Genomic DNA, 15994 nt, shown 5'->3' with positions numbered 1-15994 from the left:
CGTCGAACTACTCAGAACAGGGAGTGTCACGACTGCGGAACGCGCTAGAAGGCGAGTAATTCCGGCTCGCGCGGCCGGTCGACGAAGGAAGAGTGACATGAGCAGCCTTGGCGTGATTGCACGAATTAACATTCATCTTCGGGAGGAATGTAAGACAGACTAACAATCGACGCTTGCGCTAATGCGGAGGTATCCTGGTTCAAATCAATCACTTACAGATCTGTGCGTGTTGTCCGAGGGATTGATGGAATGGCTTCACGAAGAGATTCATCTTTTCGTGCGATGTGGGGGAAATGTCCTACGTCGCTGAAGAAATTGCGGCGGTATCTCAGACGGATGCGGCGCTGGTGCGTGATGCGCGCTTTTAGTTGGGGCCCGGCGCGTCGGAGGTGCGTTGTTCGCCTTCGCGCGACAGCTTCTGCCGCCTTTGAACACGAAGAGGTGCTGACGCGCGGGCGCAAAATGTGTAGCAATCAAACCCAGCCGTCGATCTTCAGCCCGCTGGCTTGTTCGGCTTCCTCGCGCGAGACTTCGCGCATGGTCTGGCCAAAGCTCCACACATGGCCTTCCGGGTCCACGGCGGCATAGACGCGGTCGCCATAGAACTGATCGGACGGCTCGCGCACGATCTTCGCGCCGGCGGCACGCGCACGTGCGCAGTGCTCGTCCAGGCCGCCATGCAACTGCACGTGAACGGATTGCGTATTCTTGCCCTCGACGTCTTCCGGGCTGGAGTAAGGCATGCCAGGCCAGGCGCCGCAGATCATCACGTAGCCGTCTTCGAAGCGCATTTCCGAGTGGACGAGCTGGCCGTCGGGTGAGGTGATGACAAACTGCCGTGTAAAGCCGAAGGCCTTTTCAAGCCAGTCGAGCGCGGCAAACGGATCGCGATAATAGATGGCGGAGCCGAACACGGGGCGTGGTGAGGTGTTGCTCATGGTCGTCATCCTTCAGAGTGTGATGGTACGAACGATCAATCTAGCACTTGAGCGATCGTGCTGCGTGTCGCCGCGCGTGTGCCTGGTGCGGCACTCGGAATGCGATGCTTTGTTATGCTGAATGTCCTTTTCCTGATGCTGCCGAACGCAAAGACTGGCGATGCAACTGACCTTTTCCCCAACGAACACGAGCGATACCGAAGTGCTGGTTGCCATGCGTATCGCCGCGATGCGCGAGAGCCTGGAGCGCATCGGGCGCTTTGACCCGCAACGCGCCCGGGAACGCTTCCTGGCGGCCTTCGAGCCCGCGCTGTGCCGGTTTATCGAAGCCGATGGCGTGCGGGTGGGGTTCGTGCTGGTCAGGCCGCAAGCGGATCATTGGCTGCTCGACCATCTCTACGTGATGCCTGAGCAACAGGGCAGGGGCATTGGTGCGCAAGTACTGCGCGAGATCTTCACGGATGCCGATGCATTGCGCCTGCCCGTTCGAGTGGGCGCATTGCGCGGCAGCGATTCGAATCGCTTCTACCAGCGGCACGGTTTCATGCAGGTCAGCGAGAGCGAATGGGATATTTACTACGAACGGCAACCGATGTCACCGACGTCGCCGACGCCACCACTCACGCTCAGCTAGCGCCGCCACGCCAATTTCCCGCACTCCGAATCCATTATCATGGAGCGGCCCGCAACCTTTAAGCCGCCGCTAGCCGCTACATGTTCTTCGCCGCGAATTCCCTGCACCGACGTCTGAGCATCGCCATCGGCACGCTTGCGCTGCTGGTGGGCGTGCTGGGTTCGCTTGGCACGTTTCTGGTGGTGCGCAGCCTGGCGAGCGAGTTTAGTGCGAGCCTGCGCGACGCCGCCGCGCATGTGCAGGCCGGCGTGTCCCATCGTGCGGGGGAGCCGAACGGCATCCGCAACGCCTCTGACGACCTCGTCGTGCAGATCTGGTCCGCAGGCGACGCCGATGAACCCAGCCGCACGAGCGACCCCGATATTGCCTTACCGCGCGCGCAAACGGGTTTCTCGTCGCTCGACTTCGACGGCGAAACATGGGACGTCTTCGCGCTGGCGGCGGGCGACGAATACATCCAGATCGCCGAGTCGCGCAGCATGCGCAACCGCAATGCGTTGCGCGTTGCGTTCTGGAGCCTGTTGCCGGTGCTCGCGCTGCTGCCGCTGCTCGTGCTCACGATCGCGGTGACGGTGCGCCTGTCGCTGCGGCCGATGGAGCGCGTCGGCAGGCGCGCGGCCAAGGTCGATCTGCATGCGCTCAAGCCGCTCGAAGCGGACAAAGCGCCGGTGGAGTTGCGGCCTTTCATCGAATCGATCAATCGCATGATCGAGCGTCTCTCGGTGCTCGTGAACGCCGAGCGCAAGTTTATCGCCGACGCCGCGCACGAACTGCGCTCGCCCATTTCGGCGATGCAATTGCAGATCGACAATCTGCGCGATGCGCCGCCTGACCAGTATCGCGAGCGCTTCGAGGAACTGCAGCGTGGCGTGGCGCGAACCGGATCGCTGGTGTCGCAACTGCTGGGTCTTGCGCGTGCGGAAATCGGCGGCGCGCAGCGCGCGGTGGAAGACATCGCGCTCACGCGCCTCGTGCCCGAGGTGCTCGCGGACATGCTGCCGCTAGCCGACGCGCGCGGCGTGGACCTCGGCGTCGAACGGCTCGACGAAGCGAGCGTGCGCGCCACCGAAGGCGATCTACGCGTGCTGATCAAGAACCTCATCGACAACGCGATCCGCTATGTGCATGCGGGTGGGCGCGTCGATGTTTCGGTGCTGTGCGATGCGCAGAAAGTGACGATCGAAGTGATCGACGATGGTCCGGGCATCGCCGAAAGCGATCTGCCCTATGTGTTCGACCGGTTTTTTCGTGCCGCGGGCAATGATGTGGAAGGCAGCGGTCTTGGTCTTGCGATTGCGCAGACGCTCGCGCAGAGTTACGGCGGCCGCGTGACGCTGGAAAACCGCGGCGCTGGACAAAGCGGCATCGTTGCACGTATCGAGCTCCCGCAAGCGGCATCGGCTACCAAGGAAGACTGAACGATGCGGATTCTGCTGATCGAAGATGATCTGCTGATCGGGCCCGCGCTGCTGCGCGCGTTGAAGGATGCGTCCTATAGCGTCGACTGGGTGCGCACGGGCGAAAGCGGCCGCGCGGCGATTCGCGATGGTTCGTACACCGCCATCCTGCTCGATCTGGGGCTGGGCGACATGAGTGGCCTGGACGTGCTGCGTGGTCTGCGCGAGGCCAGCGACGCCACGCCCGTGATCATCATCACGGCGCGCGACGACGTGGATACGCGCGTCGAAGGCCTCGATCTGGGCGCCGACGATTATCTCGTCAAGCCGTTCGAGAGCAAGGAGTTGCTCGCGCGCATTCGCGCGGTGGTGCGGCGCAAGGCGGGGTTTGCCTCGGCGACCATGAGCAGCGCGCGGGTGACGCTCGACATGAATACGCGTCGCCTGAGTTTCGACGCACAAAGCGACGATCTTTCCGCGCGCGAATATGCCTTGATGCTTGCGCTGCTGGAGCGGCCCGGCGCGATTCTTTCGCGCCAGCAACTGGAGGAACGGCTTTATGGCTGGGGCGAGGAAGTGGAGAGCAACGCAGTCGACGCCGTGATTTACAGCGTGCGCCGCAAGTTCGGTCATGCGGTGATCCGCAATGTGCGTGGGCTAGGCTGGGCCGTTTGCGTGTGACCAGCAGGGCCTATGCATGGAAAAAACGCGGCGAGCGTGGGGCTCGCCGCGCGGCGTGCAACACCGGGGGAAATCCGCGTTGCGCGCTGAAAAACCCTGCATTTCAGCTGCGAGAGGCTGCAACGTCAGGAGGCCAGCAAGCGCTGCCACGGATTCGCCTGCCACGACTTTGACAGCACCGCGAGCAATTGCGCCTCGCTTTCCGAGAGGTGGCGGTCGGCGTGAATCGCGACCAGGCACAGGCTCAGCACCTCGGCGCGCAGGACCGGATCTTCGAGTTCGAGCAGCACTTGCTGCATGATGTCAGAGTCCAGTTTGCAGGCGTCGCTCCAGTCCATGTTCGCGTTCGTCAGCAGGTCTTCGCAGAGCTCGCGCAGGATCGTGCTGAACTCGCCGGGCGCGAGGCCGAGGCGTTCGGCGATGCGGGCGCGATGCACGGCGGCGAGTTCGCTGCTGTTCAGGTGGCCGTCGGCGAGCAGGGCGATGGCAACGATGCGTCCGGCGGCCTGCGGGCTGTTGCTGGTGTAAGTGCGCATGGTCAGGAGTCCTTGATCAATAATTGCAAAATGAGCGGCGCGGTTTCAGTCGAAGATATCTTCGAGCCACGATTTACGGCGGCGTTCGTGCGAGCCGTGACGGTGCCCGTAATCGCGCGAGCGATGCTGCGCGCCGTGGCCCTCGTAGCCGTCGTCGTATTGCCGCCGCGTGCCGGGCTGGCCTTGCGCCGCGCGTTCGATCAACCGGTCGAGTTCGCCACGATCGAGCCAGACACCACGGCACTGCGGGCAGTAGTCGAGTTCGACGCCATGACGCTCGGCGATCGCGAGGGGGACGTCAGGGCAGTTCGGGCATTTCATGATGCGCTCCTTTCGGGGGCGGCAGCCGATGCGGCTGCCGTGGAAACCATCCTCGCAGAGAAAAATGAGCGAAGAATGAGGAGCGCGATACGCCGGATCAGGACGCTTCCAGCGGGCCGTTACCCTGACCGTTGCTGTCATCGTCGGGCCGCGTCTTGATCAGCGAGACCACCACGCCGCCCACCAGCAGCGTCACCGTCACGCCCAGGCTCAGCAGCGCCGGAATCTTGCCGACGAAGCCCACCAGGAAGATCTTCACGCCGATAAACACCAGCACCAGCGCGAGCGCATGCTTGAGGTAGTAAAAGCGGTGCGCCATCGCCGCGAGCGCGAAGAACAGTGCGCGCAGACCGAGAACAGCGAAGATATTGCTCGTGTAGACGATGAACGGATCGGTCGTGATCGAGAAGATCGCCGGAATCGAATCGACCGCGAAAATCAGATCGGCGCACTCGATCATCAGCAGTGCGACCAGCAAAGGCGTGGCGTAGCGCGTGAGCTTGCCGCTCACCGGATGCGCGCGCCGCACCACAAACGCCCCGCCTTCGAGCTTTTCGGTGATGGGCAGCACGCGACGGATTGTGCGCAGGATCTTGCTGTCCTCCACGCGCGTTTGCTCTTTCGAGCCGAACAGCATCTTGACGCCGGTCGCCGCCAGGAACAGGCCGAACACGAACAGCATCCACTCGAACTGCGAGACGAGCGCCGCGCCCAGCCCGACCATCAACGCACGCAGCACCAGCACGCCAACGATGCCCCAGAACAGCACGCGATGCTGATAGGCGCGTGGCACCGCGAGCGCGCCGAAGATCGACGCGATCACGAACACGTTGTCGAGCGAGAGCGACTTCTCGATCAGATAGCCGGTCACGTATTCGGTCGCGGGCTGCGCGCCGAGCTGCCACCAGATGAAGCCGCCAAACAGCAAACCGATGGCGATATAGCCGAGCGAGAGCCAAAGGCTTTCGCGTATGCCGATCTCGCGGTCGTCGTGATGCAGGACGCCTAGATCGAGCGCGAGCAGCACGATCACCACCGCGATAAAGGCGGCCCAGAGCCAGATCGGCTGCCCGAGAAAGGTGGTGGAGAGCGTCGCGAGCATGATTACGGTCCTTTGCGTAGGGAGTGAGCGCCGGACCGCGCGAGGGGCATTGCCGTTGCCGCTGCGTTTCGCCGGTCGGGCGCTATGGGCTTTGGCCCATCCGGTCAGCTTAGCGATGAAGAATGAGCGGAAAATGAGGGCTAATTCGGAAAGAGTTGACACGCCACGCATAAAATGGCGAGTCATGAGTGCGCAAGCAACGCCCCGGTGCTAGATTGTCGTTCCTTACAAAAACCTTAAATAAGGACGATGAAAATGGCAAGGATTCAGCTGGGTCTGGTGTGCGGGATGACGATTGCATTGAGCGCCTGCTCGGGGCTGACGAGCGTGGACCCCAATGCGGCGCTGTCCGCGGGTTCGTCGCTTTACAAGGCCGCGACACTCTCGGACAGCGACATCGTGGCGCTCTCGCAGGACGCCTGCAAGGCGAGCGACGCGGAGTCGAAGGTGGCCGCGCCGAATAGCGCCTACGCCAAACGCCTCACCAAAGTGATGAGCGGCTTCGGCGACATGACGCTCAACGGTCAGAAGATCGATTACAAGGTCTACACGACGAAGGACATCAACGCGTGGGCGATGGGCAACGGCTGCGTGCGCGTCTATAGCGGTCTGATGGACAAGATGAACGACGACGAACTGCGCGGCGTGATCGGCCATGAAATGGGGCACGTTGCACTGGGTCATTCGAAGAAGGCGATGCAGGCGGCCTATACCGTGAGCGCGGCCCGCACGGCAGCGGGCGCGAGCGGCAATGCGGTGGCTTCGTCGTTGAGTTCGTCGCAACTGGGCGATCTGACCGAGAAGTTCATCAACGCACAGTTCTCGCAAACCCAGGAGAGCGCGGCCGACGATTATTCGTTCGATCTGCTTAAGAAGAAGGGCATGAAGCGCGAGGGTCTCGTCACGGCCTTCCAGAAGCTCGCGCAGATCGACGGCGGCCAGAGTTCGATGCTCAGTTCGCATCCGTCGTCGCCGAGCCGCGCGCAGCATATTCAGAGCCGCATCAAGGCCGAAGGCTGATAGAGCGACAGCGTGATCGAGCCGCGGCCCGCAGCAAAACGCGCGCGGGCCGCGTGGCCTTAGAACTGGTAATTGATCGACAGGTCGCAGACCCCTTCGGTCTTGGTCTGGATGATCGGGCTGTGCGCGGCGCTGCCCAGCAGACGCTTGATCGCGCCATCGGCGCTCATGAACCAGTGTTTGTTCACGAAGTACACCATCGTGATGCCGAAGCCCGCCGATTTGAGGCCTGCGCTGGCCTCGTACTGCCGGTAACCGGACGCGGCCGCCTGTTGGCCGTTCACGCCAAACCAGCTTTGCATGTAGTTCGAGTCCGCGAACGTCACCGACGGCCCGGCGAACCAGTAGAAGGTCTTGCTGCTGCCAGGCAGCGGCATGTAGGTGCCGAGATCGGCGGTCCAGCCGTTCGAGCCGCCGAAGCTGCGCGTGAAGGCCGCGCGCACCACCAGCGGGAAATCCTTCGATACCACGTATTCGCCGGCGATTTTCATGAGCGGCGCGGGATTGATATTGCCCAAGCCGTTCAGGCGCGAAGGATCGTCGTGGCCGCGCCGCCCGAGGTCATAAGCTGCGGCGACGCTCATGCGCCAGTTCGGGCCTTGCAGGAAATTCACGCCAAAGCCTTCGCCCGTCGATCCGAACAGGATGTCCTTGTAGCGCAGGTCGATGCTGGGGCCGGCCATCATGTGATAGCGGTCGGAGCCGTCGTAGCGCGGCTCGAAGGTCGAGCCTATGCCAAGACGCGCTTCGAAGTTGGGGCGATCGGGCTGATAGAGCTTTTCCAGCGGAATGCCCGCCGAGTATTGCCATTCGCCCAGCGGCGAGGGCGTCTGGGCGTGCGCGCGCGGCGCGAAGGCCGCCAGCGCACAGGCGGTGGCCGCCACGGCGATCGACGATTGACGCGCGGCGCGCGCGCCAAAGCGGATCTGCGGGCGCCGCCCCTGATTTTGGCTTGTTGTGATTGTTGTCTTGTACGCGGCGGCCCAGGTGAGCGCGCTGCGGGGCGAACGGGTTGCGAATGGCATGAGGCCTCCAGAATTGCCTGATCGTGCCGCGGGTGGTTCGTATCCGGTACCTGTCCAGTGTGACAAAAGCCGGATTTGTACGCTTGTGCGGCGGCGCACATCTCGCAATCGGCGTGCCCAACAGGGCACTTTCCATTCGAATATGTGCTCGGTTTCGATTTTGGCCCGCGCAAAAAAACATCGGAAAAACAAAGGCTTTGGTTTATTGCCGACGAATACGCACGCGCAAAACGGCGTGCGGCGCACGCCGGGTAACTTCGATACAGGTATCGTTACTACCACCCAACTCCCTGTTTTTTATCGGTTTTTTTGGCCAGACGGGGTGCGGGATGCGGTTTTCGCGTGGCATAATCGATTCACAACGTAAGCCTCCCCGCAGTCAATTTATCCCCGCATATCATGGCAAAGACGCTCTACGACAAATTGTGGGACACCCATGTGGTCCACACGGAAGACGACGGCACGACGATCCTTTATATCGACCGTCATCTGCTGCACGAAGTCACCAGTCCGCAGGCTTTCGAAGGCCTGAAAATGCATGAGCGTCCGGTTTGGCGCATCAGCGCGAACCTGGCCGTTTCGGACCACAACGTGCCCACCACGGATCGCAGCCACGGTATCGCCGATCCGGTCTCGAAGCTGCAGGTGGATACGCTCGACACGAACTGCGACGCCTTCGGCATCACGCAGTTCAAGATGAGCGACCAGCGTCAGGGCATCGTGCACATCGTCGGTCCGGAACAGGGCGCGACGCTGCCGGGCATGACGATCGTCTGCGGCGACTCGCATACGTCCACGCACGGCGCGTTCGGCGCGCTCGCGCACGGCATCGGCACCTCGGAAGTCGAGCACGTGCTGGCCACGCAAACGCTGCTGCAAAAAAAAAGCAAGAACATGCTCGTCAAGGTGGAAGGCACGCTGCCGCGCGGCTGCACCGCCAAGGACATCGTGCTGGCCATCATCGGCAAGATCGGCACGGCGGGCGGCACGGGTTACGCCATGGAATTCGGCGGCTCGATGATTCGGGGCCTGACGATGGAAGGCCGCATGACGGTCTGCAACATGGCGATCGAAGGCGGCGCGCGCGCCGGCATGGTCGCCGTGGACGACACCACGATCGAATACCTGAAGAACCGCCCGTTCTCGCCGCAAGGCGCTCAGTGGGATCAGGCCGTCGAATACTGGAAGCAGTTCCGCACGGACGAAGGCGCGCATTTCGACCGCGTGGTCGAACTCACGGCTGCCGACATCGTGCCGCAAGTGACGTGGGGCACCTCGCCGGAAATGGTCGTCTCGATCGATGGCCGCGTGCCCGATCCCGAGCGCGAAAAAGACCCGGTCAAGCGCGATGCGATGGAACGCGCGCTGCAGTACATGGCGCTCGAACCGAACATGCCGATCGAATCGATCAAGCCGGACAAGATCTTCATCGGTTCGTGCACCAACGCGCGTATCGAAGACCTGCGCTCGGCTGCTTATGTGGTGAAGAAACTGGGCCGCCGCGTGGCTGCCAACGTGCGTCTGGCGATGGTCGTGCCGGGTTCGGGTCTGGTGAAGGCGCAAGCCGAACGCGAAGGTCTCGACAAGGTGTTCACGGAAGCGGGCTTCGAGTGGCGCGAGCCGGGTTGCTCGATGTGTCTGGCCATGAACGCCGACCGTCTGGAGCCGGGCGAGCGTTGCGCGTCCACTTCGAACCGCAATTTCGAAGGCCGTCAGGGCGCGGGCGGACGCACGCACCTGGTGAGCCCGGCCATGGCGGCCGCAGCGGCCATCGAAGGCCATTTCGTCGATATTCGCAAGCTCGGTTGAGGCCACGAATCATGGAAAAATTTGTCGTACATACCGGCCTCGTAGCGCCGCTCGATCGCGAAAACGTCGACACGGACGCGATCATTCCGAAGCAGTTCCTCAAGTCGATCAAGCGCACCGGCTTCGGCCCGAACGCCTTCGACGAATGGCGTTACCTCGACCACGGCGAGCCGGGTCAGGACAACTCGAAGCGCCCGCTCAACCCGGACTTCGTGCTGAACCAGCCGCGTTATCAAGGCGCTTCGGTGCTGCTCACGCGCAAGAACTTCGGCTGCGGCAGCTCGCGCGAGCACGCACCGTGGGCGCTCGACCAGTACGGCTTCCGCGCGATCATCGCGCCGAGCTTCGCCGACATTTTCTATAACAACTGCTTCAAGAACGGCCTGCTGCCGATCGTGCTGTCCGAAGCGGATGTCGATCATCTGTTCAACGAAACGTATGCCTTCAACGGTTTCGAACTGACGATCGATCTGGAGCAACAGGTTGTGCGCACAACGGACGGCGCGAAGTCGTATCCGTTCGAAGTGGCCGCGTTCCGCCGCTACTGCCTCTTGAACGGTTTTGACGATATCGCCCTCACGCTGCGTCACGCCGACAAGATCCGCCAGTTCGAGGCCGAGCGCCTCGCGCGCCAGCCGTGGCTGAACAACCGCGTCATCTAAGTACATATTCAGCGAGGAACATCAGGATGAAGATTGCAGTGCTGCCGGGCGACGGCATCGGTCCCGAGATCGTCAAGGAAGCCGTCAAGGTGCTCAACGCGCTCGACGAAAAGTTCGAGCTGGAAGAGGCGCCCGTCGGCGGCGCGGGTTACGAGGCGAGCGGCCATCCGCTGCCGGAGGCGACGCTCGCACTGGCGAAGTCCGCCGATGCGATCCTGTTCGGCGCGGTGGGCGACTGGAAGTACGACTCGCTCGAACGCGCGCTGCGCCCGGAGCAGGCGATTCTGGGTCTGCGCAAGCACCTCGAACTGTTCGCCAACTTCCGCCCGGCGATCTGCTATCCGCAACTCACGGGTGCGTCGTCGCTTAAAGCCGAAATCGTCTCGGGCCTCGACATCCTGATCGTGCGCGAACTGAACGGCGATATTTACTTCGGTCAGCCGCGCGGTCTGCGCGAATCGCCGGACGGTCTGTTCAAGGGCGCGCGTGAAGGTTTCGACACGATGCGCTATGCGGAACCCGAAGTGCGCCGCATCGCTCACGTCGCGTTCCAGGCCGCGCAAAAGCGCCAGAAGAAGCTGACTTCGGTCGACAAGGCCAACGTGCTGGAAACGTCGCAGTTCTGGAGGGACATCATGATCGATGTCTCGAAGGAATATCCGGACGTCGAGCTCTCGCACATGTACGTGGACAACGCGGCGATGCAGCTGGTGAAGGCGCCGAAGGCGTTCGACGTGGTGGTCACGGGCAATATGTTCGGCGACATCCTCTCGGACGAAGCCGCGATGCTCACGGGCTCGATCGGCATGCTGCCGTCGGCCTCGCTCGACAAGAACAACAAGGGGCTGTACGAGCCGTCGCACGGTTCGGCGCCGGATATCGCGGGCAAGGGCATCGCCAATCCGCTGGCCACGATTCTCTCGGCCGCGATGATGCTGCGTTACTCGCTTGGCCGCGAAGAGCAGGCTGACCGCATCGAAACCGCGGTGAAGAAGGTGCTTGAGCAAGGCTACCGCACCGCCGACATCGTCACGCCGGACTGCAAGAGGGTTGGCACGGTGGAGATGGGCGACGCCGTGATCGCGGCGCTTTAATGCAGGATGAAAGGGCATGCCTTCGATGGCGTGCCCTTTTTGTTTCGCGCCCGTTCAAGCGGTGCGCTACATAGCGGAAAGTGCGGTTTTTGCCGCGCAAATTAACTGTTTCGTGTATATTGCTTCGATGGCGACGATCTCCCCGATCACGATTATGACGAACATCCACGGCGAAAAAACGGCCCGTGCGATTTCGCTCGCCATCAGCACGAAAACCATTACGAAAACGATCATCACGCGTTGATCGCTCGTCGTGCCCGCTCATCTTCCCCGCGCGGCCACGCCGGGCGAGCGAAGCGGGGAAGTGTCCAAATCAAGGGTTAGTCATGAACGTAGGTCTCGTAGGTTGGCGCGGCATGGTCGGCAGCGTGCTGATGCAGCGCATGCAGGAAGAACGTGATTTCGACCTGATCGAACCGGTGTTTTTCAGCACCAGCAATGCAGGCGGCGCGGCTCCGTCGTACGCCAAAAACGAGACGAAGCTCAAGGACGCGAATAGCGTAGACGAGCTCAAGAAATGCGACATCATCATCACTGCCCAAGGCGGCGATTACACCAACGAGGTGTATCCGAAACTGCGCGCGGCGGGCTGGACCGGCTACTGGATCGACGCGGCTTCGTCGCTGCGCATGAAGGACGACGCGGTCATCATTCTCGACCCGGTTAACCTCGACGTCATCAAGGACGCACTGGTCAAGGGTCAGAAAGATTTTATCGGCGGCAACTGCACGGTCAGCCTGATGCTGATGGCGCTGGGCGGCCTGTTCCGCGAAGGCCTCGTCGACTGGATGACGGCCATGACCTACCAGGCGGCGTCGGGCGCGGGCGCGCAGAACATGCGCGAACTGCTCTCGCAGATGGGCGCGCTGAATGCCGCCGTCGCGACTGATCTCGCGAGCCCGTCGTCGGCGATTCTCGACATCGACCGCAAGGTGCTGGCCACCATGAACAGCGATGCCATGCCCACGCAGAACTTCGGCGTGCCGCTCGCAGGCTCGCTGATTCCGTGGATCGACAAGGATCTCGGCAACGGCATGTCGAAGGAAGAGTGGAAGGGCGGCGCGGAAACCAACAAGATCCTCGGCAAGCCGGCCATGGGCCAGCCGGGTTCGATCCCGGTCGACGGTCTGTGCGTGCGTATCGGCGCGATGCGCTGCCACTCGCAGGCGCTCACCATCAAGCTGAACAAGGATGTGCCGCTCGACGAAATCAACGGCATCCTCGCTTCGGCCAACGACTGGGTCAAGGTCGTGCCGAACGAGCGTGAAGCGTCGATGCGCGATCTGTCGCCGGCCAACGTCACCGGCACGCTGTCGGTGCCGGTCGGCCGCCTGCGCAAGCTGGCGATGGGAGGCGAGTATCTGTCGGCCTTCACGGTCGGCGACCAGCTGCTGTGGGGCGCGGCTGAGCCGCTGCGGCGCATGCTGCGGATTCTGCTGGACAAGTGAATCATTTAAACTACGCGGCTAATGACGCGTAGACAGGCAAAAAGCGCCGCGCCAGTCGCGGCGCTTTTTTATTTTTCGCGGCCTTCGCGCTTGGCCAGCGAGCCCGACCCCAATGAATTCCCGTTTGATCGACCGCCGCGCGAGCGGCGTGCCAGGGCAACTGATGACCGTTCGACTTGACTCTGCTTCCGCTGACCGGAGCATCCAAAACACGCAGGCGCGACGCGCCATGCAGGCTGCCGCCGCTGCGGCGGTGCTGGCGTTTGCCGGTGCGGCTCAGGCCGCTACTGGGGCGAGCGCCGCAACCGCGCAGGCTTCGAGCGCCGCTGCAACCGCTGGTGCCGCTTCGGGCGCTTCCGCTGCGGCGCCCGCGCTGCCGGTGATCGGCCAGTACACCGTGCATCCGGGGCAGTCGCTGCATGACGTCGCCGTCGACGTGACCCAGTCGCACGACAAGACGACGCTCGCGCGCGCGAGCCAGGCGCTGTTCGACGCCAATCCCAACTCGTTCATGAAGCACGACCCCAGCCGCCTGAAAGTGGGCGCGACGCTGGACGTGCCGGGCACGCCGGATATGGCGAGCGGGGCGTCGGGCGTGACGCCGGTTTCCGCGCCGGTGGCGGCTGCGGCTTCATCGACGGTTCCGGAAGCCAGTGCCGCTGCGGCATCGGCTGTGGCGACGGCGAACGCGGCAGTCGCGACGAGCGGTGCGGCGAGCGCCTCCATGCCCGAAGCGGCAGCGAGCGCGACCATCGCCGCATCGGCATCGGCATCGGCTACGACTGGCGCGAGCGCGCCCGCCGCCGCAGCGCAGGCGAGCGACGCGCATTCGTGGAGCGGGGCGGTTCAGGTCGCGCCGTCCAGCGCGGCATCGGCCTCCGCCACGCCCGCGCAGGTCAAGGTTTCCAGCCTTCAGCAATTGCTCGCGCTCAAGAATCGCGTGCTGATGGCGCTCCAGCACCATGGCGCCAAGCCGGCGCAGGTCGCAGGCGCTGCCCCGGCGGGCGCGAACAGCGGCGCGACGGCAGGCGCAGCGGCGGGCGCGAACGACGCGCAGCCTGAAGTCTTGCCGATCACCTGGGCCGTCGTCGCGGCGGTTCTGCTGGCTTTTGTCGCCCTGATCGTGCGTCTGTTCACGCGCAAGCGCCGCAAGGCCGCTCCGTTGGCCAAAGCCGATGCACCGGCTGCGCACGCCGTGGCGCACGAAGCCGCCGAGCAAGATCACGAGGACGCCGAGCAGGACAACGCCACGGTACTGCGTGCAGCGCCGACGCCGTCTGCCGAAGCGCCGCATCACGACGCCGGATTCGACCACGCCGCCGATGCCGCGAGCCTTTCCGCCGCGGCGGAACTCGGCGCGGACGCGCTGCCGCCGACGCTGTTCGAACCGCCGCACGCCGAAACGGCTGACGGTCCGGCAGAGCTTCACGCCGACCGCACCGAACACGGTATCCATCCGCAGGGCGTCGAAGCGGGCGAGCCGCAATCGCTGGCCGATGCAACGGACGCCGCGAGCCTGGCCGCCGCTGGGGAGCTGGGCGCATCGGCGCTGCCGATCGACGGCGCCACCAGCCAGCGCACGGTTGGCGAAGCCGACGAACTGGCACGCGAGACCGAAGCCGAAGCAGAAGCCGAATCAGAAGCCGAGGGCGAAGCAGAAAGGCACGCGCAAACCGAAACCGCCCGGCACAGCGACGAACCGCAACTGCCGGCCGCCGTGCCTCCCGCAATCGGCGCGGAACCGCGCTCGATCGAGCTGGCGATGCCGGGCGACGAGCTCGAAGCGTCGCTCCGGCAAGCCGGATCGCACGCAGCCGCGGAACCCGAGCCGACGTCCGCTTCCGTCGAGCCCGCCGCGCCGCTCGAACCCGCCGCCGAAGCGCAGCATGCCGCACCCGTAGTCCCGGATGTACCCGTAGTCCCCCAAGAACAAGAAATGGCCCAACTGGAAGTACCGAAAGAGTTTCCGAAGTCCGCAGTAGACGCACTTGGCAGCCTCGACATGCCGCTGCCGCCGCGCGTCGACGTGCCCGAATTCCCGCAGACCGGCAGCATGCCGAACTTTGCCCCGCCCATTGCGCCAGTCGCCACGCCCGGGGCGATTGCGCGCCAGTCGCTGCCGTTTGCCGAACCGCCCGCACCGCCGGTCGGGAAGGCCATCGAAGCCGGCACGGCCGGCTTTGGCTCGATCGCGGGCCTGGGCGCCGCCATGGGCACGTCGCCGGTCGGCGCGCCGCCAATGGGCACACCGCGTTTCGGCACGCTCTCGCTCGACTTCGATCTGAACCTGCCGCCCGATTCCGCCGAGCCGCTGCCGGTCTTCACGCCCGAGCAGCTCGCCCGCATCGCGCGCAACAAGCTCGACCTCGCGTATGAATACATCGAGCTGGGCGATCTCGCCGGCGCGCGCGCGCTCATCAACGAAGTGATCGAGTCGAACGACCACGCCACGCGCGCCGATGCGCAGGCGCTGCTGTCCACGCTCTCGCCGCTGTCCTGAGCGCCGCCTGACGTATGCGTATCGCGCTAGGAGTCCAGTACGACGGGGCCGCGTTCTGCGGCTGGCAATCGCAGCCGCACGGCAAGACCGTGCAGGATGCGCTCGAACGCGCCCTGCGCGAGTTCGCCACCGTGCCCTTGTCCACGGTGGTGGCGGGGCGCACCGACACGGGCGTGCATGGCCTCGGTCAGGTCGTCCATTTCGATACCGATCTCGACCGCACGCCGTTTTCGTGGGTGCGCGGCACCAACGCCTTTCTGCCCTCGACGGTCGCAGTGCAATGGGCCAAGCCGATGCCCGACGCGTTCCACGCGCGCTTCGCGGCCTTCGAGCGCACCTATTACTACGTGCTCTACGTGAACCCGGTGCGTTCGCCGATGCTGTCGGGCCGCGCGGGGTGGATCCACACGCCGCTCGACGTCGATGCGATGCGCGAGGCCGCTCAATGTCTGATCGGAGAGCATGACTTTTCGGCGTTCCGGTCGTCGGAGTGCCAGTCGAAAACGCCGGTCAAGCATCTCTACCAGATCGATATCCGGCCGCAGGGCGATTTCATCCACTTTCGCTTTCGCGCCAACGCCTTCCTGCATCACATGGTGCGCAACCTGATGGGTTGCCTCGTGGCGGTAGGGCGTGGGCGCTATCCGGCGGCGTGGATGGCCGAAGTGCTGGCGGGGCTCGATCGCGGCAAGGCCGCGCCGACCTTCATGCCCGACGGCCTGTATCTCGCCCAGGTAGGTTATCCTGACGAGTTCGCCGTTCCCGCTGCGCATACGGCCAGCGTGCCGTGGAGCACGGTCTGGGCGGTCGAGCCAGCCTGATACGCG

The 15994-nt window shown here is 63.9% G+C and carries 16 protein-coding genes; 11 read left to right on the top strand and 5 right to left on the bottom strand.

Going from position 1 to position 15994, the window contains the following annotated elements; genetic code table 11:
* Nucleotides 1–473 precede the first annotated feature (473 nt).
* Nucleotides 474–938 (bottom strand): VOC family protein, encoded by a 465-nt coding sequence (locus tag F4827_RS09090; RefSeq protein ID WP_183723658.1) that lies wholly within the window; start codon nt 936–938, stop codon nt 474–476.
* 160 nt (nt 939–1098) lie between these two features.
* Between F4827_RS09090 and F4827_RS09085 the strand changes: the two genes are divergently transcribed.
* The 3 genes from F4827_RS09085 to F4827_RS09075 all read left to right on the top strand — a co-directional run bounded on the left by F4827_RS09085 (nt 1099) and on the right by F4827_RS09075 (nt 3650).
* On the top strand, nt 1099–1572 hold the full coding sequence (locus F4827_RS09085; protein WP_183723657.1) for a GNAT family N-acetyltransferase: 474 nt from the start codon (nt 1099–1101) through the stop codon (nt 1570–1572).
* Nucleotides 1573–1652: 80 nt separating this feature from the next.
* Nucleotides 1653–2990, top strand: a complete 1338-nt coding sequence (locus F4827_RS09080; protein ID WP_183723656.1) for a HAMP domain-containing sensor histidine kinase — start codon at nt 1653–1655, stop codon at nt 2988–2990.
* Between the two features lie 3 nt (nt 2991–2993).
* Nucleotides 2994–3650 carry a response regulator transcription factor gene (locus tag F4827_RS09075; RefSeq protein WP_183723655.1) on the top strand — a complete coding sequence of 219 codons (657 nt, stop codon included), beginning with the start codon at nt 2994–2996 and terminating at the stop codon, nt 3648–3650.
* A 125-nt stretch (nt 3651–3775) separates the two neighbouring features.
* Here F4827_RS09075 and F4827_RS09070 read toward each other — a convergent pair whose 3' ends face one another.
* The 3 genes from F4827_RS09070 to F4827_RS09060 all read right to left on the bottom strand — a co-directional run bounded on the left by F4827_RS09070 (nt 3776) and on the right by F4827_RS09060 (nt 5609).
* A complete protein-coding gene (locus tag F4827_RS09070) occupies nt 3776–4186 on the bottom strand; it encodes a TerB family tellurite resistance protein (protein WP_183723654.1) in 411 nt (136 codons plus the stop codon).
* Between the two features lie 45 nt (nt 4187–4231).
* Nucleotides 4232–4507, bottom strand: a complete 276-nt coding sequence (locus F4827_RS09065; RefSeq protein WP_183723653.1) for a zf-TFIIB domain-containing protein — start codon at nt 4505–4507, stop codon at nt 4232–4234.
* A gap of 97 nt (nt 4508–4604) precedes the next feature.
* Complete coding sequence (locus tag F4827_RS09060; protein WP_183723652.1) at nt 4605–5609, bottom strand: TerC family protein; 1005 nt, start codon at nt 5607–5609, stop codon at nt 4605–4607.
* Between the two features lie 255 nt (nt 5610–5864).
* On the opposite strand from F4827_RS09060, the gene F4827_RS09055 reads away from it, so the two are divergent.
* Complete coding sequence (locus tag F4827_RS09055) at nt 5865–6629, top strand: M48 family metalloprotease (RefSeq protein ID WP_183723651.1); 765 nt, start codon at nt 5865–5867, stop codon at nt 6627–6629.
* A 59-nt stretch (nt 6630–6688) separates the two neighbouring features.
* On the opposite strand, the gene F4827_RS09050 is transcribed toward F4827_RS09055, so the two are convergent.
* On the bottom strand, nt 6689–7654 hold the full coding sequence (locus tag F4827_RS09050; protein ID WP_183723650.1) for a MipA/OmpV family protein: 966 nt from the start codon (nt 7652–7654) through the stop codon (nt 6689–6691).
* A 399-nt stretch (nt 7655–8053) separates the two neighbouring features.
* Here F4827_RS09050 and leuC point away from each other — a divergent pair, with 399 nt between their 5' ends.
* The 7 genes from leuC (at nt 8054) to truA (ending at nt 15988) form a co-directional block, all read left to right on the top strand.
* Complete coding sequence (gene leuC, locus F4827_RS09045; RefSeq protein ID WP_183723649.1) at nt 8054–9463, top strand: 3-isopropylmalate dehydratase large subunit; 1410 nt, start codon at nt 8054–8056, stop codon at nt 9461–9463.
* Nucleotides 9464–9474: 11 nt separating this feature from the next.
* Entirely contained in the window at nt 9475–10125 is a 651-nt protein-coding gene (gene leuD / locus F4827_RS09040) for a 3-isopropylmalate dehydratase small subunit (protein WP_183723648.1), read from the top strand.
* A gap of 26 nt (nt 10126–10151) precedes the next feature.
* Nucleotides 10152–11219, top strand: a complete 1068-nt coding sequence (gene leuB, locus F4827_RS09035) for a 3-isopropylmalate dehydrogenase (RefSeq protein ID WP_183723647.1) — start codon at nt 10152–10154, stop codon at nt 11217–11219.
* A gap of 16 nt (nt 11220–11235) precedes the next feature.
* Nucleotides 11236–11463: a hypothetical protein gene (locus F4827_RS09030; protein ID WP_183723646.1), complete on the top strand. Its 228-nt coding sequence runs from the start codon at nt 11236–11238 to the stop codon at nt 11461–11463.
* Between the two features lie 82 nt (nt 11464–11545).
* Nucleotides 11546–12667 (top strand): aspartate-semialdehyde dehydrogenase, encoded by a 1122-nt coding sequence (gene asd / locus F4827_RS09025; protein WP_183723645.1) that lies wholly within the window; start codon nt 11546–11548, stop codon nt 12665–12667.
* A gap of 229 nt (nt 12668–12896) precedes the next feature.
* Nucleotides 12897–15167: a FimV/HubP family polar landmark protein gene (locus F4827_RS09020; RefSeq protein ID WP_183723644.1), complete on the top strand. Its 2271-nt coding sequence runs from the start codon at nt 12897–12899 to the stop codon at nt 15165–15167.
* Between the two features lie 14 nt (nt 15168–15181).
* Nucleotides 15182–15988 carry a tRNA pseudouridine(38-40) synthase TruA gene (truA, locus tag F4827_RS09015; protein WP_183723643.1) on the top strand — a complete coding sequence of 269 codons (807 nt, stop codon included), beginning with the start codon at nt 15182–15184 and terminating at the stop codon, nt 15986–15988.
* The last annotated feature ends 6 nt before the right edge of the window (nt 15989–15994 follow it).

Source organism: Paraburkholderia bannensis, assembly GCF_014200455.1.
Classification (GTDB): domain Bacteria; phylum Pseudomonadota; class Gammaproteobacteria; order Burkholderiales; family Burkholderiaceae; genus Paraburkholderia; species Paraburkholderia bannensis_A.
Note: the sequence above shows the minus strand (reverse complement) of the source record. Positions and strands in the feature narration are given on the sequence as shown.